The sequence below is a fragment of the Gemmatimonadales bacterium genome, from assembly GCA_036500345.1.
GTDB lineage: Bacteria > Gemmatimonadota > Gemmatimonadetes > Gemmatimonadales > GWC2-71-9 > Palsa-1233.
Genome location: DASYCE010000012.1, coordinates 85831 through 103633 on the forward strand (window position 1 = coordinate 85831; position 17803 = coordinate 103633).

Here is a 17803-nt window from a genome sequence, read left to right on the forward strand (position 1 = left end):
ACCATGGTCCTGATCCACCTGCTTGCCCTGGTCGCATTCACGGGGGATACCAATCACCCGGCGAACGCGAACGCGAACCCGGTACCCAGAGCGCCGGCGATGAAATTCGCGGGTGACGCAGGTTTCGTGAGCACGGGTGGCAACACGTCGGTGCAGACCCTCAATCTCGGCGACAAGATCAGCGCACGCTTCGATCGGGTCACGCTGACCGAGCAGTTCGGCATGGTCAACGGGCGGAGCAAGGGGGAGACCATCGCTTCGAGCTGGGCGGGAACGCTCCGCACCGACGTTGCCATCGATCGCGACATCGGATTGTACGCGTCGGTCACCTACGAGCGGAACACCTTCGCCGGTCTGGCGTCGCGTGTCGGCACCGTGACCGGCGTCTCGGCGCAGGTGATCAAGACCAAGACCGACAAGCTCGTGATCGAAGGGGGCGTCTCGCTCACCACCCAGGACGGGACGGCGGCCGGTACGGTCGATCCCGACTTTCTTGGCGGCAGGGCGGCCACAGCGTTCAGTCACCAGATCGGTCCGCGCGCATCACTTTCGGAATCGATCGAGGTATTGCCCAATTTTCGCGAAGGTTCCGACCTGCGGGTGAACACCGAAACCGACCTGCTCGCGCCGTTCACGCACAACGCCGCAATCAAGCTCTCCTACGTCATTCATTACGATGGCATTCCGGAGCCGGGGTACCTCAGTACCGACCGCCTCTTCACCTCGGGCATTCAAGTCACGCTGTGATTCGTTACGAAGTGATGCTCGAGTGTTCCGTGGATACCGCGCCGGCACTCGAACGGTGGATGCGCAACACCCACATCCCCGATATCCTCGCGACCGGATGCTTCACGGCGATTCATTTCGATCAATCCGAAGGTCGTTTCCGGACCGTCTACCAGGCCGCCGCGCAGCCGGATCTCGACCGGTATCTCGATCAGCACGCGACCCGGATGCGCGAATCGTTCCACCGTCAATTTCCGGACGGCGTGGCGATATCGCGCGACATCTGGGAACAGTTGCAGCGCTGGCCTTCGATGTGACCGACCGGCAGCTGCTGATCCGGGAGCCGGCGCCGCCGCCGCATCTCCCTGACGCAGCGCGCCTTTCCGATCTCGCCTGGCACTTCCACCGCGGATTCCGCGGATACGCACCGACTCCTCTCCGATCGCTCGATCATCTCGCAGCCAACCTCGGTCTCGGCCAGCTCCTGCTCAAGGACGAATCATTCCGCTTCGGACTCAATGCTTTCAAGGGGCTGGGTGCGTCCTTCGCGATGTATCACTGGATGGCCACCCGCGACCTCCCCGACGAAGTGGTCTTCACCACCGCCACCGATGGCAACCACGGACGGGCGGTGGCATGGATGGCGCGGCAACTGGGAAAGCGCGCCGTGATTTTCATGCCGTCGATTGCGGAACGCGCCCGCATCGACGCGATCCTGAACGAAGGCGCCAAGGTCGTCCTCGTCGATGAGGGGTACGATGCCGCGGTGCAACGGGCTATGGATGCCGGCACTCGTCACGGCTGGATCGTGATCCAGGATACCGCCACCGAGGGGTATCGCGACGTACCGCGATGGATCGCCGCGGGATACTGGACCAGTCCGCGCGAGCTCGAGACGACGTTGCACCCCCCCGATCGCCCCGCCGTCGACGTCGTCCTGCTGCACGCTGGCGTCGGGACGTGGCCCGCCGCGGTCGTCGAGTACTACTGGCACCGCTATGGCGAACGACGTCCCCGGATCGTGGTGGTCGAGCCGACCGATGCCGCGTGTGTTCTCGAGTCGGTCGCCGCCGGGCGGCCGGTGCACGCCAGCGGCGGGATGCGAACCATCATGGCCGGACTCAACTGCGGCTACCCCTCGCTGAGCGCCTTCGACGTACTGCGACGCGGTGTCGACGCCCTGATCGCGATTCCGGATGCCGGCGCCATCGAAGCGATGCGCCTTCTCGCCGACGGCGATCCGGCGGTGATTGCCGGTGAGTCCGGGGCGGCCAGTGTTGCAGGATTAATCGCACTCATGCGCGACGATGACTATCGCGCGGTCCGGGACCACGTGGGCCTCGGCGCGGCATCGCGGGTCCTGGTCTGGTCGACCGAAGGGGCGACCGATCCCGCCGGATGGGAGCGGGTTGTGGGGCGGCCGGTTCCGGCGCTATCCTGACCAGCAGATCGCGGTGCGGTGCAACCGCCGCGGCAGCCCTCGCGATCGGATCATGCCTTCGACATCGCTGTGAAATTGGAGAAGATCATGCCCGACGATCTGCGGTACCCGGTCGGTCGATTCGCTCCACCTGCTGACTGGGACACCGCGGCGCAATCACGCTGTCGCGACGTGATCGCCGACTTGCCGAAAAACCTGCGCACGGCAATCGACGGACTCGACGACCGGCGGCTCGACACGCCGTATCGCGACAGCGGATGGACGGTGCGCCAGGTCGTCCATCACGTCGCGGATTCACATCTCAATGCCTACTGCCGGTTTCGTCTTGCGCTCACCGAAGACGGACCGACGATCAAGCCCTATGCCGAAGCACGCTGGGCCGAACTGCACGACGCGCGATCATTCCCCGTGGCACCGTCGCTGGCGATCCTCGACGGCGTGCACGCCCGCTGGATCGGGCTGATCGACGCCATGCCGCAGGCCGACTGGCAGCGGACCTTTGTTCACCCGGAACAGGGAAAGACCTTCACGCTGGCGAGTGCGGCGGCGCTGTACACCTGGCACAGTCTCCATCACGTTGCCCACATCACCGCCCTTCGCACCCGCAACCGTTGGTAACCGCGGCAACTTCAATCCTTTCGCGCCGGCGGTCCGGCGTCGCCCACGCGTCGTGTCGCACGATCGAGCCATTCCGGCTCGCGGCGACCGACCACACCATCATGACCTGGAGCAGTTGAATGGAACGGCAGACCGTGGTTGCAATTGGCGGCGTCGTACTTTTCGCTGACCACGCCGACACCCTCGCCCAATGGTACGAAAAGCACCTGGGCATCTTCTTTACTCGCGAGCCGGGGAGTCATGAATGGTGGTGCGATCTCGCGGGCGTGACCTTCTCGATTCACCAGAGCAAGCATCCGGCCGGTCACGACGGCCGGCCGGTTGAAATTCTCTGGCGGGTCCCCGATCTCGACGATTTCATCGAGCACCTGGGCGACTTGGGCATCAACGTCGATGAACGCCAGGCCTCACCCGACGGCGACCACGCCTGGTTCAACGACATTGAAGGGAATCGCGTGCAGCTCTGGCAGCAGTCGGAGGCGTAGCGCGCTACGGCCGCCCCATTCGGTTTCGATCGGGAAACTCGCTTCGCAGCTGCCCGATCGCGTCGAACATCACGTCGATCCCTGGTTCCGCGAAGGCGCTCACGCCGACGATCGTGAGCGCCGGCGGTTGCGACCGATCGACCGTGGCAAGCAGCGCCGAGCGAACCGAATCGACCTTTTCCGGCGTGATGTCGCGGATATAGGCGGTCACCCGGACCACATCTCCCGGTACGCCGTGCGCGGCCCGCATGACTTCGCCGAGATTCTGGAGCGCCTGCCTCGTCTGGGCCCCGAAATCACCGGCGCCGACGAGGCGACCGGTGGAATCGACCGGCACCATTCCGGAGAGGTAGACGGTGTACCCCACTTTTACGGCTTGCGGCAGGCCGTCGAGGACGGGAACGTCAGGGGCGACAATCTGCTCCGGTGCGCTGGGCGCGCCGAATCCAACGGTCGCACCGGCTGCGCCGCCGTTGCGTCCGCCGCGCTGCGCCGAAACGGCAGCCGGAATGAAGAGCGCGAGCACGAGGGCGTACCGCATCGAAGACTCCCATCAAACGAAGGATTTCCCGGCATCGCGACCGCGCGGCCAGTCCGTTAGGAATGTACGTTGCAGGAGAGAGATGGGTTGGCCGGACTTCGGGACCGGCTGGCAGGGCTAAATGACGATGCTGCAAGGAGTTCGGTGGCATGGGCCCGTGGAGGCATCCTTCAGGTGCTGGATGGCCGATTGCGGGATGGCTGTGCATCGTTAGTGGCAGCGGCTCGTCCAATTGACGTAGTCGACCCCCAAGGAGAGGGTAACATGCAGAAGATTTTGCTGGCTCTGGTTGCGGCCGGGGCACTCGCAGGGTGCGTAAGCAAGAAGCGTTACGACGACCTGGTGACTGCACAGCAAGCGGTTAGCGCGCAGAAGGACACCTTGATGAATGACGTGCTGGCCACCACGCAGATGATGGCGGATATCAATTCCGATCTCGCCTCGGTGAAGGGACTGGGCGTGAGCCCGGCGGCCAACACCGATCGCCCCGCAACGGGGAAGGCCGAGGATCGCGCTGTCATGCTTGGGAAGATCCGCGAGGTGATTTCGCGGCTCGATGCTGCTGAAACCCAGGTTAACGCAAGCAAGAAGCGGATCAACGCGATGTCGTCGTCTTTCGCCTCCGAAAAGCGGAAGCTCAGCGACCAGCTCGATTCGTTCCAGAAGACGATTGACGATATGAAGGCGGCGGCCGAGCAGCAGGAAGCGATGATCACGCAACAGAAGCAGCAGATCGTCGCCCTGTCGGGTCGCGTGGACACGCTGACACAGCAGTCGGCGGAACTCACCACCGAGAAGGCCGCGGTGCGCGACACGCTCACGCAGACGGTCGATCAGGACAACACGGTGTATTACGCCGTCGGTACGCGTGACGAACTGGTGAAGCGTGGCATCCTGGTGGACGAGGGGAGCAAGTTCCTCTTCTTCGGGGGCAAGACGCTCGAGCCGGCACGTGATCTCAAGCCCGAGCTCTTCCAGCGCCTCGACCGTCGTCGCGACACCGTTCTGACGGTTCCGGAGCCGAACAAGGAGTACAAGGTCGTCACTCGTCAGAGCCCGACCTACCTCGGCACTTCGCTCCTCAAGGATGGCAAGGTGAAGGGCGACCTGCATGTGTCATCCCCGTCGTTCTGGGATGCAGGGAAGTATCTGATTCTCGTCCGCGACTGATCAGCACAGTTTCTGACGGATGCAACCGGGGGAAGCAGCGATGCTTCCCTTGGTTCATTTAAGGAGTCATCCTACCTTCTATTGTCCCTGCCTCCGGAGTCCACGATGCACCGCGTATCCACCGCAACTCGCCGAGTCGTTGCAGTCCTGCTGGTCATTGCGGCCACCACACTTGCCGCGTGGCGCGCAACGCCGACGGCGCTTCCGGCGATGCGGGTGCTGAAGAATCCCGGGTGCGCCTGCTGTGCCAAATGGATCACCTACATGAAGCAGGAGGGGTTCACGGTGTCGGTGGAGGACAAGGCGGATTTCACCGATCTCAAGCGTGCCAACGGGGTCACCCGCGAGCTGGAGTCGTGTCACACCGCGTTCGTCGGCGGGTATGTGATCGAAGGGCACGTGCCTGCCGACCTGGTGAAGAAGCTCCTGGCGGAGAAGCCCGCCGGCGTCAAGGGGCTTTCAGCGCCCGGAATGCCGGCCAGCGCACCCGGCATGGACATGCCCGGCCAGCACTACACGATTTATTCGTTCGACGCCGCCGGTCACGCCAAGGTGTACGCTCAGCGCTGAGGAACGCCGCAGCCGTCACGATGCTGGCGGCTGCTCCAGTTCCTGCCGGAGCCGTTCCCGCGCGGCCTCGATCCTGGCGCGCACTCGCCGCTTCAGTTCCGGAAGCTCGACGCCGGCTGTCGGTTCCGGTTCCAGGACCTCGACCACCGCAATCGCCGGATTGATCTGCACCGCCCGCCGTGCAATGGCGTTCCGCGTCCCGTAGGTCGCCAGCGGGAGAATCGGCACCCCTGATTCGATCGCGAGACGAAACGCGCCATCCTTGAATGGCAGCATCTCCCTCGTCGGTGCACGAGTCCCCTCGGGAAACATCATCACCGACACGCGGCCGGCGAGGCGCTCGGCGCACGCCGCCATCGCCAGCTTGGCGCTGGCGGCGCGACCGCGATGGACCACCACATCGCGCACCGCCCACATCAGCCACCCCAGGACCGGGATCCAGAGAAATTCGATCTTCGCAAGCCATTTCATCTCCCACGGGAGATGACAGAGGAGGAGCATGTCGGCGAAGGATTCGTGATTCGCGACGACGACATAGGGATTCCTCGGATTGCTCGGCAGCGTACCGCGGACCGAAAAGCGCCACCGCGGCGTCAGCTTCACCGTGGCCACGCCAACCAGCCGGAAGAGTCTGCCACCGACGTAGTTGACACGGTCGAACGGCCACGCCAGCAGCCGCAACAGGACGATCGGCACGAGAACGAGGATCAGCATCAGTGCCAGCACCGACCACGTCCACGTGGTGGCGACGGCGTTGCGAATCGAGGAAAGGGGTGACGGCATCACCGGGGAAGGTAAGCCGCGGCGCAACTGTCAGGCGTGGGCGTGCAGCGCCTTCAAGGCGTCTCGCGTGCCGATGTTCTCGAGGGCGTGCCACGCCGCAGTGCGGATCTCCACCTGCGGTCGCTTGAGCAGGTGTATCAGCGTGGGGACGGCGCGTTCCAGTCGCTTGCGTCCCACCACCTCGGCGGCGTCACGGACGAGCTCGGATCGCGTGCTTCCGAGGGCGGAAATCACCGCGTCATCGCAATCGCGGCAATCAACCAGCGCCTCGATGTATGCCCGCCGCTCGTGCGCCGGCGGTGCGCCGCTCAACATCACGATCAACGCGCCGGCGCCTTCCGAGCCAAGCAGCGCCAGCGCACGCGATACGACGGCCGGTGTCTCCGGCTTGGGAACCAGCCGCGCCATGGCGAGCAACGCTTCGGTCGGGATCACCCGCCGGCGCTCGCGACCGACCATGGCGCGATGAGTGTCGTTGCCGCCGTCTTCGAGCTCATGGATCTGGATCAACAGCTGCGCGAGTCGTGGATAGTCACGCTTGTCGCGCGCAGCCGCGGCAGCCTGCAGCAGCGGATCGAGACGGCCGGTCAGGTCGGCGACTTCCGCGGCGGCGGCCGCCCCGGGCCGATCAACCCCCGATGCATCGGTGGCACTACGCAATCCCGGCAACTCGAACAGCGCTTCACGGAGGTCGGCCTCGCCGGTCGCACCGCTTGAGCTCGAGACCATCGCATCCGGCACCGAAAATCGCAGCGCGTCGCGGACCTCGTCGATCGATCCGTAGAGACCGCGCGGCGAGGCGTACAGTTCGGCGATGGCCCGCCAGTGCGCCGCGGACAAGCCGCCCGGAAGTCGCAGGCGGGAAGTGTGATGATCCAGCATCGCATCGCGGACGACGGTGACTCCAGGCGCTGCGGCCGGAAGCCGGAGGTCTCCCACGATCAGGCCATCGGCCGAGACAGTGATTTGCAGCGTCGCAGGACTCGAGAGCCGGGCCAGCAGCTCGAGTGTGCGTTCAGTGAACGCCGGGTCGGCGATCGACGAACGCAGCTGATAGATCGCCGCTCCGAGGAGTGCGGTTTGGGATACCGGCATTGCGGAACCTCGCCTTCACCTGGTGCGCAGCAGCTGCGCGACATCATTCCGGCGGTCCTCACCGGGTCCGAGCCCGAGTGAAACCGCGACCATCAAAGCGGCCGGGCGCGCCAACCGCCGCCCATCGATCACCGCTCGCACCGTATCATCCTGTACGATCCGCCCGCCATCAAGAACCACGCCGCGGTCGAGCGCCTCGTGGGCGAAAACCGGATCATGGGTAATTGCCAGGACTGTCTTGCCGAGACCGATCCGCTTTCGAACGACGTCGATCACCAGGTTCCGTGAAGTGTTGTCGAGCGCGGCAGTCGGTTCATCCAATAACAGGAGATCAGGATCCGCTGAGAGTACCGCGGCGAGCGCTACCAGGCGTCGGCGCGGAAGCGGTAGATCGTATGGATGCTGTTCCGCAGTATCGGCCAGTCCCAGCTCGGCCAGCGTCCTGGCGACCCGGTCCGCCGCCTGACGTGGGTCGCACCCGGCCAGTTTCGGCGCCAGCGAGCACTCCCCCTGTACCGATCCGGCAAAGAGCTGTCGTTCGGGCGATTGGAAGAGAAAGGCCACCTGCGGCGCCAGATCCTCCGGATGCATGCGGGCTGTGACCCTCCCGAGCGTCGTGACCGATCCGCTTCTGGGATGCTCGAGCGCCATGGCGAGACGCAACAAGGTCGACTTTCCCGCGCCATTTGCGCCGAAGAGGCCCACCGCTTCGCCTGGGCTGATTTCGACACCAACGTGATCGAGTACCAGCCGGCCGGTCTGATAGGAGAAGGCGACATCGTCGAAGCGCAATGCCACAGATCCGCCGGGTGACGCCGGTCGGTTCCCGGCGTGTTCACGAGCGGTCACCCTCGGTGGATCGGCTTCGACCCGATCCACCAGGGCGTCGCTGGTGAGCGGCCGGGGTGCGGCAAACCCGGCGCGTGTCGCGAGGTCGGCCGCATCGGTCGTCCCGGCACCGAATTTCAGCACGGCGTCGCCGGCGAGGAGCAACGGCGGCGACCCATCGAGCTCCACCTGGCCGTCGCGAAAAACGATCAGCCGATCCGCGACGGGGAGCATCAGGTCGGCGTTATCGCAGGCGATGATCACCGTCGCGCCGGCATGCGCCCAGTCGCGCAATAACTGCTGCACCCGCTCCGTTGCCGACCGGTCGAGTGCTGAGAAAGGTTCGTCGAGGAGCCAGACAGCGGGATCGGACGCGAGCAGCGCCGCCAGCAGCACGCGTTGGGTCTCGCCGCCCGACAACGCGCCGGGATCTCGCTGCGCCAGGTGCGTCACGCCGAGTGCGCCGAGCGCCCCGTCTGCGGCGGCGAGGGCGCGGTCGCGATCCCATCCCAGGTTCATTGGCCCCAGGGCAACTTCGCCGAGCACGTGATTGGCCACGCCGCTGACCTGGACCGCGGGCGACGGACCGAGATAGGCGATCCTTGCCGCGAGCGGCGCCAGGTCCGCGGGATCGGCATCATCTACCACAACGGTTCCGCGCCGCTCACCGCCGGTGAGCCGCGGGGCGAGTCCGGCCAGCGCGAGGAGCAGCGTACTGGTGCCGCTTCCCAGCGCGCCATTTACCCACGTCACCTCTCCCGGCGCGAAATCGAGATCGATGGAATCGAGCGCCCATCTCTCCTGCGCCGGGTACCGAAACCCAAGGCCACATGTCGCAATGTGCGTCATCGCGTGATTCGCCAGATCACCGCGAGAAGCAGGATGGCACCGACGCACCACCGCACAGTCCGATCCGCCATCGAGTCGCGCGGCGGGTCAATCGCGTGGCGTGGGCCCTGGAGCATCAGCCCGCGGGTCTCGAGGGCGAGCGACCGGTCGCCGGCGTCGGTGAGCGACGCGAGCAGGAGTGGAAAGACCAGCGCCGGTACCGCGCGGATTCGCGTCGAGATCGACCCGGCGACGTGCACGCCGCGGGTACGCTGCGCTTCGCGAAGCTGACGGGCCTGCGCGGAGAGCCGGTCGGCAGCATCGAGGGTCGCGACCAGAAGAAACGCGATACCGAACGGCCAGCGACGGTCGATCGCCGCCTGCAGAAACGCGTCCGGATCGAAGACGGCCGCGAACGAGAGGGATGCCAACGCAATCGCGGTGAGCCGGCTCCCCTGCGCAAGCATCCATCCGGTACCCGAAACCGAGAGTGTGCCCCCCCATGGCGCTGCCATCCGCGGCGCGTCGCCCAGCAGCGCCTGCAGGATGAAGAGGAGAATCCAGATCGGGAAGACCACCGCACATGCACGCACGACGCCGCGCGCCGCACCGGTAGCGGCGGCAAGGATCGCAACGCAGATGCAGAGCAACCCCACCGAACGGGGATCGGGGAGGACCAGCGACAATGCAATCGCGCCGAGCGCGATGGTTGCGGGGGTGAACGGATGCGCCGCTCGTGCCAGCGTCACTGGCCGACTGCCCGAGCCGCCAGCGGGAATCGGCCGAGAATCCGCCGGGGAAAGGTGCGCAGGACCAGTCCGACGACCACGATCACGAGCGCCTTGTCGAGGATGTCGGTTGCGCCTGACCCGATCGCCACGGCCACGGGGAGCGGCTCTCCGGCCGCGCGGATCATCGCCGTCACCCACGTCACTCCGCCGCCGGTCACGCCGCGGAACAGCGTGTATGAAATCACCGCCGATACGGTGCCGCAGCAGAGGCCGCAGACGACACCCCATCCGATCGTTCGCGGCAGGCGCGCGAAGCCGCGCCTCGAGGCGGCCACCGCTGCAAGGGCAGCGAGAAGCCATTGGACCACCACGAACGGGAAGTACTGGTAACCGGTCAGCAGTCCCACCAGCAGCTGGCTGATCGTCCCCACCAATGCGCCCGCAGCCGCGCCGTCGAGCACCGCCACGAGGACCGTGCCGATCGTGTCGAGGAAGACCGGCAGCGCCAGTTCCCGCACCACGCTGCCAACCACGAGATTGATCGCCACTGCGGCGGGAATCAGCGCGAAGAGCCTGGGGGAAATCCGCAAGTGGTGGTTCGCCGTTGCGAGGGTCGGTAGAATGTACCAGCCCAGAGGAGAGGAGTTCCCGTGGCAGTGCTTGACGGCGAGAGGATCGTGACGCGGCTCCGTGCGGCGTTCAACCATGGATCGACGCGTCCGGAGTTGCTGGTGCTCGCGGCCGACCTGATCCGCGAGGCCGGCCCGCCGTACACATCGGTCTATCTCTACATGCTGCACGGCGACGAGCTGGTGCTGGAAGGGTTCAGCGGTCGCGACACCGAGCACCAGCGGATCGCGGTGGGCCACGGCGTCTGCGGCACCGCCGTCGCCACCGGATCGGACCAGAACGTCGGCGACGTGCGCGCGCGCGAGAACTACATCGCATGCAACATCTTCACCCGGTCGGAACTCGTCGTCCTGATTCGACGCGGCGCGACGATCCTCGGCCAGATCGATGTCGACTCCGACGTTCCCGATCCGTTTAACGGTGATGAGGAACGCGCGGTGCGGCAGGTCGCCGACGCGCTGGCGGTACTTCTCTGATCCGGCATGTTCGCGGCGCCGACATCTACGAGCATCGAAGTGGACACGGTCCGGAAGTGACCGTGCTGCACGGTGGGCCCGGCGCGCAACACGACTACCTCCTCCCCGGCTTCGATCTGCTGGCACGCCATCGCACGCTGGTCTATTACGATCAGCGCGGCGGCGGACGCTCCGCCGTCCCGCGGGACGTGCCGGTCGGATGGCGCGAACAGGTCGACGACCTGGAGACGTTGCGGACCATCTGGGAATTGCCGCGCCTCGATCTCTGCGGCTACTCGTGGGGAGCGCTCCTCGGGATGCTCTACGCCGTCACGTATCCCGATCGCGTCGCCTCGCTCGCGCTGGTGTCGCCGGCACCCGCTGCCCGCAGCGAGCGACAGGAGTTCGAGCAGAACCTCGCGCGCCGGAACTCGACGCCCGAGCTCCTCGCCGAACGGCGCGAACTGCAGGCGGCGCCGAGCCGGATGCGCGATATCCAGGGGTACAACAAGCGGCTCTTCGAACTGGCGGTCGCCGGATACTTTCACACCCCGGCCCGAGCTCGCGACCTGACGCCGTTCCGCATCACCGGTCGCACGCAGGACGCGATCTGGGAATCACTCGGCCCCGACTTCGACCTGCGCCCCGCGCTCAGCCGCCTCGACGTTCGCGCCATCGTCGTGCACGGCGATGACGATCCGATTCCACTCGCGACCGCGTCGGCGACGGCGGAAGCGCTCAAGGCTCCGCTGGTGGTACTGCCGCACTGCGGGCATGTCCCATATGTCGAATCGCCCGACGCGTTTGTCGCTGCCCTCGATCCGTTTCTGCCGCATTTGTGACACCGGTGCGCGTGCATCCGTTCGACTTGATCTTCGCGCCATTCCGCGACGAACGCTTTCCTGCGATCCGCGGCGCGACCGGCGAACGCCCCGGTCTCGACGCCTTTCTGCTCGCGGCACCGGCTCTGGAGCTGATGCAGGAATTGCGGCCCGAGGCCGGCCTGGGTGACGCGGTCGACGATTTCGTGGCGTTGGTGCACGCCGCGTACCGCTTCTGGTGCGATGGCGAGGGGACGATCTCGTTCGACGCCGCCGCGACTCGATCGCTTTGCGCACCAGCAGCAGCGGCGGTCGGGCCCGACGCGCGCGCCGGCACGGGTGGACCGCGGCCGACGCAATACATTCAGGTGGCGCCGCGAATCGTGTGGGGGATGCTCACGGAGGATGGTCCGTTCGAGCCGCTCGACGGATGGTTCGACGTGGACGTCGAGGGAGGGATGCGAATGGTTGCGTGCTTCGGCGTTCACTCCGATCGGCCTGGCGTGTCGGTGGTCGCTGTCGATGGTGATCGCCCGGACATCCGTCAACGCGATGACGGTTCGTCGCTGTTCGTGCCCCGGATGGAAGGTGGAAGCGTGGCCGGTCTCCATTCGGTCGACGGTCCGGACGAGCTCCTCCTCCTCGGCTGGAACGCCCGGGGCCGCGAAGGAGAACGGTGATGGCCGTCATGGACCGTACTGGCGTGGCGCGATCGCTCGAACAGATCGCCGCCTACCTGGAGTTCAAGGGCGAGAATCCGTTTCGCGTTCGTGCCTTCACGGCGGCGGCGCGCAGCATCCTCGGATTCTCCGGCGATCTCGACGACGGGATCGCCGATGGGTCGCTGGCGCAGACCAAGGGGATCGGTCCCGCGATCCTGCAGATTGTCACCGAACTGGTCCGGACCGGCCGGGCGAATCTTCTCGAGGAGCTGCGCGGTGAAGTTCCCGCCGGCCTCGTCGACATGCTCGGCATTCCCGGGCTCGGTGTCGGCAAGATCCGCCAGATCCAGCAAACGCTCGGCATCGAGACGATCCCAGATCTCGAAGCTGCCGCCCGCGACGGTCGCCTTGCCGCACTGCCGCGGTTCGGGGCGCGCACGGCGGAAAAAATCCTCAAGGGGATCGCCTTCCTGCGCGTCTCGTCGCAGTGGCGATTGTCCCATCACGCCGCGCGCGAAGCCGAAGCGCTCCGCGAAGGATTCACCCGAGTGCCACACATCATGGCGGCTTACACCGCGGGCGAGGTGAGGCGCCGATGTGAAGTGGTCAGTGAACTGGTGACCGTCCTCGTCGCGGATGTGGCGCCCGAAGAGGTCTTCCGCTCCCTCGGCGCCATGCCCGGCGTGAGCGAAATCGCCGGCGAGGACGAACGCCGGGCGACGCTGCGATTTGCCGGTGGCAGCAGCGTGCGGATCGTCGTGACGCCGCCGCAGAATCTCGGCGCGATGCTGGTGCAGGCCACCGGGAGCGAGGCGCACCTCGCGGCACTCGCGTCGCACGCCGCGGCACGGGGATTCAATTTCGCAGGCACGGCACTCTGGCAGGGGAGTCAGTTCGTTGCGACACCGACGGAAGAGTCGCTTTACCAGGCGATCGGACTCGAATGGATCCCGCCGGAGCTGCGCGAGTCCGGCGCCGAAGTGGTGCACCCGATACCGCAGCTGGTGGAGCGGTCGGACGTCGCCGGGTTTCTGCATTGCCATACCAGCGCGTCCGACGGCACCAATTCGATCGAGCAGCTCGCAGCGGCGTGCCGCGCCGCGGGCTTCCGGTACATCGGCATCACCGATCACTCGCGCGCGGCGGCATACGCTGGCGGCCTGTCGGTTGACGACGTGCAGGCGCAATGGGCAGAGATCGACCGGATCAACGCGACGCTCGATGACTTCCGCATTCTCAAGGGTATCGAGAGCGACATCCTCGTCGACGGCGCGCTCGACTATCCCGACGACGTCCTTGCCGGCTTCGATTTCGTGATCGGGTCGGTGCACTCGCGCTTCAATCTCGATCGCGACACGATGACCGACCGCGTCTGTCGCGCAATGGAGTCACCGTACCTGACCATTCTCGGCCATCCCACCGGTCGATTGCTCCTCTCGCGCGAACCGTATCCGCTCGACATCGAACGCGTCATCGATGCGGCGGCGAACGCACGCGTCGCGATCGAGATCAACGCCGATCCCCATCGCCTCGACCTCGACTGGCGCCAGCTCGATCGCGCGAAGTCACGCGGCGTGATGATCTCCATTGGCGCCGATGCCCACAACATCGCCGGGATCGGCAACACCGAATTCGGCGTCGCGATGGCGCGAAAGGGCGGCCTCGGTTCGACCGACATCCTCAACTGTCGCGACGCGGACGGTTTCCTCGACTTCGCTTGCGCGCGACGACTGCGATGATCATCGCGGATCACCCATGACCCCACGCCAGTCACCGCCGAAGCGGAAGGGACGCGAGTCGCGCGCCGATCGCACCACGCGCACACTCGAGATCCTCATGCGACTCAAGCGTCAATACCCCGACGCGCACTGTGAACTCGACTTCGCCAACCCATACCAGCTCCTGGTCGCCACGATCCTCTCGGCGCAATGCACCGATGTCCGGGTCAACCAGGTGACGCCGGCGCTCTTCGCGCGGTGGCCGGATCCGCAGTCGCTGGCGGTCGCCAAGCCGGTCGAACTCGAAGCGGTGGTACGTCCCACCGGATTTTTTCGCACCAAGGCGCGGAATCTGATCGGCATGGCGCAGGGAGTGACCGCCGATCATTCGGGGCAGATCCCCGCCTCGATGGACGAATTGCGGTCCCTTCCGGGCGTGGGCCGGAAGACCGCCAATGTGATCCTCGGTAACGCCTTCGGTACCAGTGAGGGGATCACCGTCGATACCCACATCCTGCGGCTCGGCCGGCTCCTCGGCCTCACCCACGGTGACGACGCCGAACGCGTGGAAGAAGAGCTGATGGCCATCGTCCCCCGGGAGGACTGGGCGCTGGTGAGTCACCTTCTCATCTGGCACGGGCGTCGGGTCTGCATCGCCAATCGCCCGCGCTGCGACGAATGCGTGCTGAGTGATCTCTGCCCGTCGGCATTCAAGCCGTCGGTGGGATACAAAGGACGCTGAGTTCGCGGCGAGCGGCGTTATTGTTCCCGTCCACCTCAACCCCGATTCTCATGGCAAAGACTGCAATCCTCGATACCGCCAAGGGCTCGATCACCGTGGAACTCTTTCCCGACGAGGCGCCCGGTACGGTCGCGAATTTCGAGAAGCTCGCCAACAGCGAGTTCTACGATGGCACGCGCTTCCATCGCGTCATTTCCAATTTCATGGTGCAGGGCGGCGATCCGCTCTCGAAGACACCCAACAATCCGCGCGCCGGCACCGGCGGCCCCGGATACATGATCAACTGCGAAACCGCGACCAACGTGCATCGTCACGTGGCGGGGACGCTGTCGATGGCGCACGCCGGCAAGAACACCGGCGGCAGCCAGTTCTTCATCTGCCACTCGCCGCAACCGCACCTCGATCGCGTGCATACCGTGTTCGGACAGGTGACCAGCGGAATGGACGTGGTCAATGCGATCCGGCAAGGCGACGTCGTCAACTCGATCCGCGTGAGCTGACCACGCGAGTCGATCTGGCGCTCCTCTGCGATTACGCCCTCCTCGACCAGCAGGGGAAACTGTCCGTGCTCGGGATCTGGCGGCACGTCGCAGTGCAGCAGTTTCCCGCGATCCATCCGCGCGCGCACCTGGTGCTCCATCTTCGCGGACGCCGCACCGAGCTCGGCACCCATGAGCTGCGGGTTCGGCTCCTCGATCCCGACGGCGGCGTCGTCCTCGAGCAGGCCGGGATGATGCAGGTCAACGAGCCGCCCGCGGGTGTGGTCGATCTCGAGGCGCCCGCCGTCCTCGTTTTCGATCTGCCGCTGTCGACGGCGGGGGAGTACGCCTTCGTCATCTCGTTCGATCAGGTCGAGGCGAGTCGGCTCGTCTTCCAGGCAACGCTGGTCGGTACCGCACCCGGCCCGATGCACTGAACGCGTTCCAGCCTTTAGCTTTGTGACATGTCGACATCCCCATGGAATCGCGCTCGCGCCGAGGAATTGATGCACGCCTGGACGGCGTCGCCGGCACTCCGGGCCCACATGCTCTCCGTCGCCCTGGTGATGGAGCAGATGGCACCGCGCTACGGCGCGGATCCGGAATGGTGGGGAACAGTCGGCCTGCTGCACGACTTCGACTACGAACGCTTTCCGAATGATGCCCGCGCGGCCGACCAGGAGCACCCCACCGAAGGGGTCCGCCACCTTCGAGCCGAAGGGTTCCCCGAAGACGGATGCGCGGCGATCCTCGGACATGCCGAGTTCACCGGAACGCCGCGTGAAACCGATCTGGCCAAGGTCCTCTTTGCCGTCGACGAACTGAGCGGATTCGTGGTCGCCTGCGCCCGCGTCCGTCCGGGGAAGACCCTCGCCGGCCTCGAGCCGCCATCGGTGCTCAAGAAGCTGAAGGACAAGGCGTTTGCGCGAGGCGTCAGTCGTGATGACGTGCGGAACGGTGCCGAGGCGCTCGGAGTGCCGCTCGACCAGCTGATCGCCGACGTCGTCGCTGCACTCCTCCCGCACCAGGCCGCCCTCGGTCTGGGCGAAGGGTGACCCTTCCGGAGGTCTTTCCGGAGCCGGCGGAGCGGGCACTTCAGCGGGCATTTGGCCGCGCCGCCGGGTCACCAATCATCGCCGGAAATCATGTCGACCTGCTGATCGACGCGACCGCCGCGTACCCGGCGATGCTCGCGCTGATCGCTCGCGCGCGGCGCCGGATCCATCTCGAGAACTACATCATCCGCAACGACACGGCGGGAAAGGAGTTCGCCGAGCAATTGATCGAGCGCGCCCGCGCCGGCGTGCGAATCCGGTTGATGTACGACTGGGTCGGATCGTTCAGCACCGGTCGCCGCTACTGGCGAGCGCTTCGCCAGGCCGGGGTCGAGGTGCAGGCATTCGGGCCGCTGTCGATCGCCGATCCGCTCCTGATCTTCGCGCGCGATCATCGCAAGCTGCTGGTGGTCGACGGCGAGCACGCCGTGGCGGGGGGATTGTGCATCGGCGATGAGTGGATCGGCGATCCGGCGCGCGGCCGGTTGCCGTGGCGCGACACCGGCATTGCGATCCGTGGCCCGGCGGCCCGCGAGCTCGACCGGAACTTCGCCCGGGCCTGGACCTTCAACGGAGGTAGTGCACCCGACGACGCTGCCGAACTCTCCGGCGCGCCGGTCCTGTTCGGGGACACCCAGGTACGGGTGGTCGCCACCGAACCGGGGCGCGAACGCGGCTACCGGATCATCGATCTCCTCCTTGGGGTGAGCGCGTCGAGGATCTGGGTCACCGAGGCGTACCTCTCGGCACCGCAGCGGATGTATCAGGCGTTCAAGGATGCTGCGCGCGACGGCGCCGACGTCCGCCTGCTGCTGCCGGGGAGCAGCGACTTACGAGCGGTCCGGAACCTCTCCCGGATCGGGTATCGGGGGCTTCTCAGGGCCGGGGTCAGGATCTGGGAATGGAACGGCCCGATGCTGCATGCCAAGACGATCGTGGCTGATGGGCTCTGGGCGCGGATCGGGTCGAGCAATCTCAATCCCTCCTCACTGCTTGCCAACTGGGAGATCGACCTCTTCGTCTATCAGGCGGCGCTGGCCGAACAAATGGAGGAGCAGTTCCTCTCCGACCTGGCCCGGTCGAGTGAAGTCCTCCTCCGCCCCCGCCGGATCGGGACCGTGATGGGGCGGGACGTCTTCCCGGCGCTGGACCGGCAGGCTCCGTCGGAAGCCCTGTTGGCCGGACATTCTCCGTCATTCCGCGAGCGCCGGACCCGGGCAATCGTCCTGCTGGGGAGCGTGGTGCAAGGGGCCCGGGCGGCTATCTTCGGGCCGTTGGCGCTGGTACTTCTCATTGCCGCGGCCCTCTTTGCCCTTTTCCCCCGGCCGATGGCGTGGATTTCGGCAGCTCTGGCCGGGCTCGCCGGGACGGCTCTGGCGGTCCGGGCGATCGGCCATAGAAAGCGCGGATGAACCTCAACGTGCC

The 17803-nt window shown here is 66.1% G+C and carries 22 protein-coding genes; 16 read left to right on the plus strand and 6 right to left on the minus strand.

The genetic code is table 11. The features are described 5' to 3' along the window. Positions 1 to 3: 3 nt before the first annotated feature. The 5 genes from VGM20_06860 (at position 4) to VGM20_06880 (ending at position 3270) form a co-directional block, all read left to right on the plus strand. Positions 4 to 747 carry a DUF481 domain-containing protein gene (locus VGM20_06860; protein HEY4100579.1) on the plus strand — a complete coding sequence of 248 codons (744 nt, stop codon included), beginning with the start codon at positions 4 to 6 and terminating at the stop codon, positions 745 to 747. Positions 748 to 761: 14 nt separating this feature from the next. After that, positions 762 to 1043, plus strand: coding sequence for a DUF4286 family protein (locus VGM20_06865; GenBank protein HEY4100580.1), 282 nt, complete (start codon positions 762 to 764; stop codon positions 1041 to 1043). Beyond that, the gene (locus tag VGM20_06870) at positions 1040 to 2167 is read left to right on the plus strand and encodes a diaminopropionate ammonia-lyase (protein ID HEY4100581.1); all 1128 of its coding nucleotides are present in this window, start codon (positions 1040 to 1042) and stop codon (positions 2165 to 2167) included. The genes VGM20_06865 and VGM20_06870 overlap by 4 nt, the downstream gene beginning before the upstream one ends. Positions 2168 to 2254: 87 nt before the next feature. Continuing rightward, entirely contained in the window at positions 2255 to 2785 is a 531-nt protein-coding gene (locus VGM20_06875) for a putative metal-dependent hydrolase (protein HEY4100582.1), read from the plus strand. A 119-nt stretch (positions 2786 to 2904) separates the two neighbouring features. Continuing rightward, positions 2905 to 3270: a hypothetical protein gene (locus tag VGM20_06880; protein HEY4100583.1), complete on the plus strand. Its 366-nt coding sequence runs from the start codon at positions 2905 to 2907 to the stop codon at positions 3268 to 3270. 4 nt (positions 3271 to 3274) lie between these two features. Here VGM20_06880 and VGM20_06885 read toward each other — a convergent pair whose 3' ends face one another. After that, the gene (locus VGM20_06885) at positions 3275 to 3811 is read right to left on the minus strand and encodes a RidA family protein (protein HEY4100584.1); all 537 of its coding nucleotides are present in this window, start codon (positions 3809 to 3811) and stop codon (positions 3275 to 3277) included. An 87-nt stretch (positions 3812 to 3898) separates the two neighbouring features. Here VGM20_06885 and VGM20_06890 point away from each other — a divergent pair, with 87 nt between their 5' ends. Then, positions 3899 to 4981, plus strand: coding sequence for a hypothetical protein (locus VGM20_06890; protein ID HEY4100585.1), 1083 nt, complete (start codon positions 3899 to 3901; stop codon positions 4979 to 4981). A 105-nt stretch (positions 4982 to 5086) separates the two neighbouring features. Then, positions 5087 to 5551, plus strand: a complete 465-nt coding sequence (locus VGM20_06895; protein ID HEY4100586.1) for a DUF411 domain-containing protein — start codon at positions 5087 to 5089, stop codon at positions 5549 to 5551. 15 nt (positions 5552 to 5566) lie between these two features. On the opposite strand, the gene VGM20_06900 is transcribed toward VGM20_06895, so the two are convergent. Genes VGM20_06900 through VGM20_06920 form a run of 5 tightly spaced genes read right to left on the minus strand, consistent with a single transcriptional unit; the run spans position 5567 to position 10406 of the window. Beyond that, positions 5567 to 6334, minus strand: a complete 768-nt coding sequence (locus tag VGM20_06900; GenBank protein HEY4100587.1) for a lysophospholipid acyltransferase family protein — start codon at positions 6332 to 6334, stop codon at positions 5567 to 5569. Between the two features lie 30 nt (positions 6335 to 6364). Beyond that, on the minus strand, positions 6365 to 7429 hold the full coding sequence (locus VGM20_06905; protein ID HEY4100588.1) for a HEAT repeat domain-containing protein: 1065 nt from the start codon (positions 7427 to 7429) through the stop codon (positions 6365 to 6367). 15 nt (positions 7430 to 7444) lie between these two features. Then, positions 7445 to 9106: an ATP-binding cassette domain-containing protein gene (locus tag VGM20_06910; GenBank protein ID HEY4100589.1), complete on the minus strand. Its 1662-nt coding sequence runs from the start codon at positions 9104 to 9106 to the stop codon at positions 7445 to 7447. Then, positions 9103 to 9834 (minus strand): energy-coupling factor transporter transmembrane component T, encoded by a 732-nt coding sequence (locus tag VGM20_06915; GenBank protein ID HEY4100590.1) that lies wholly within the window; start codon positions 9832 to 9834, stop codon positions 9103 to 9105. Before VGM20_06915 ends, VGM20_06910 begins: the two co-directional genes overlap by 4 nt. After that, a complete protein-coding gene (locus VGM20_06920; GenBank protein ID HEY4100591.1) occupies positions 9831 to 10406 on the minus strand; it encodes a hypothetical protein in 576 nt (191 codons plus the stop codon). Before VGM20_06920 ends, VGM20_06915 begins: the two co-directional genes overlap by 4 nt. A 60-nt stretch (positions 10407 to 10466) precedes the next feature. On the opposite strand from VGM20_06920, the gene VGM20_06925 reads away from it, so the two are divergent. The 9 genes from VGM20_06925 (at position 10467) to VGM20_06965 (ending at position 17790) form a co-directional block, all read left to right on the plus strand. Further along, the gene (locus VGM20_06925; protein ID HEY4100592.1) at positions 10467 to 10922 is read left to right on the plus strand and encodes a GAF domain-containing protein; all 456 of its coding nucleotides are present in this window, start codon (positions 10467 to 10469) and stop codon (positions 10920 to 10922) included. Positions 10923 to 10978: 56 nt separating this feature from the next. Next, a complete protein-coding gene (locus VGM20_06930) occupies positions 10979 to 11743 on the plus strand; it encodes an alpha/beta fold hydrolase (GenBank protein ID HEY4100593.1) in 765 nt (254 codons plus the stop codon). Between the two features lie 11 nt (positions 11744 to 11754). After that, entirely contained in the window at positions 11755 to 12402 is a 648-nt protein-coding gene (locus VGM20_06935) for a hypothetical protein (protein HEY4100594.1), read from the plus strand. Continuing rightward, entirely contained in the window at positions 12402 to 14123 is a 1722-nt protein-coding gene (locus VGM20_06940) for a PHP domain-containing protein (GenBank protein ID HEY4100595.1), read from the plus strand. The genes VGM20_06935 and VGM20_06940 overlap by 1 nt, the downstream gene beginning before the upstream one ends. Positions 14124 to 14139: 16 nt before the next feature. Next, entirely contained in the window at positions 14140 to 14844 is a 705-nt protein-coding gene (gene nth, locus VGM20_06945) for an endonuclease III (GenBank protein HEY4100596.1), read from the plus strand. A gap of 50 nt (positions 14845 to 14894) precedes the next feature. Next, a complete protein-coding gene (locus VGM20_06950) occupies positions 14895 to 15344 on the plus strand; it encodes a peptidylprolyl isomerase (protein ID HEY4100597.1) in 450 nt (149 codons plus the stop codon). A gap of 65 nt (positions 15345 to 15409) precedes the next feature. Next, a complete protein-coding gene (locus tag VGM20_06955) occupies positions 15410 to 15760 on the plus strand; it encodes a hypothetical protein (protein ID HEY4100598.1) in 351 nt (116 codons plus the stop codon). Positions 15761 to 15787: 27 nt separating this feature from the next. Beyond that, on the plus strand, positions 15788 to 16378 hold the full coding sequence (locus tag VGM20_06960; protein ID HEY4100599.1) for an HD domain-containing protein: 591 nt from the start codon (positions 15788 to 15790) through the stop codon (positions 16376 to 16378). Then, entirely contained in the window at positions 16375 to 17790 is a 1416-nt protein-coding gene (locus VGM20_06965; GenBank protein HEY4100600.1) for a phospholipase D-like domain-containing protein, read from the plus strand. Before VGM20_06960 ends, VGM20_06965 begins: the two co-directional genes overlap by 4 nt. Positions 17791 to 17803: the final 13 nt, after the last annotated feature.

What these genes read in the sequence shown, in the direction of transcription:
- VGM20_06860 (HEY4100579.1), top strand. Translation starts at nt 4, where the DNA reads ATGGTCCTGATCCACCTGCTTGCCCTGGTCGCATTCACGGGGGATACC.
- VGM20_06865 (HEY4100580.1), top strand. Translation starts at nt 762, where the DNA reads ATGCTCGAGTGTTCCGTGGATACCGCGCCGGCACTCGAACGGTGGATG.
- VGM20_06875 (HEY4100582.1), top strand. Translation starts at nt 2,255, where the DNA reads ATGCCCGACGATCTGCGGTACCCGGTCGGTCGATTCGCTCCACCTGCT.
- VGM20_06880 (HEY4100583.1), top strand. Translation starts at nt 2,905, where the DNA reads ATGGAACGGCAGACCGTGGTTGCAATTGGCGGCGTCGTACTTTTCGCT.
- VGM20_06885 (HEY4100584.1), bottom strand. Translation starts at nt 3,811, where the DNA reads ATGCGGTACGCCCTCGTGCTCGCGCTCTTCATTCCGGCTGCCGTTTCG.
- VGM20_06895 (HEY4100586.1), top strand. Translation starts at nt 5,087, where the DNA reads ATGCACCGCGTATCCACCGCAACTCGCCGAGTCGTTGCAGTCCTGCTG.
- VGM20_06900 (HEY4100587.1), bottom strand. Translation starts at nt 6,334, where the DNA reads ATGCCGTCACCCCTTTCCTCGATTCGCAACGCCGTCGCCACCACGTGG.
- VGM20_06905 (HEY4100588.1), bottom strand. Translation starts at nt 7,429, where the DNA reads ATGCCGGTATCCCAAACCGCACTCCTCGGAGCGGCGATCTATCAGCTG.
- VGM20_06910 (HEY4100589.1), bottom strand. Translation starts at nt 9,106, where the DNA reads ATGACGCACATTGCGACATGTGGCCTTGGGTTTCGGTACCCGGCGCAG.
- VGM20_06940 (HEY4100595.1), top strand. Translation starts at nt 12,402, where the DNA reads ATGGCCGTCATGGACCGTACTGGCGTGGCGCGATCGCTCGAACAGATC.
- nth (HEY4100596.1), top strand. Translation starts at nt 14,140, where the DNA reads ATGACCCCACGCCAGTCACCGCCGAAGCGGAAGGGACGCGAGTCGCGC.
- VGM20_06950 (HEY4100597.1), top strand. Translation starts at nt 14,895, where the DNA reads ATGGCAAAGACTGCAATCCTCGATACCGCCAAGGGCTCGATCACCGTG.
- VGM20_06960 (HEY4100599.1), top strand. Translation starts at nt 15,788, where the DNA reads ATGTCGACATCCCCATGGAATCGCGCTCGCGCCGAGGAATTGATGCAC.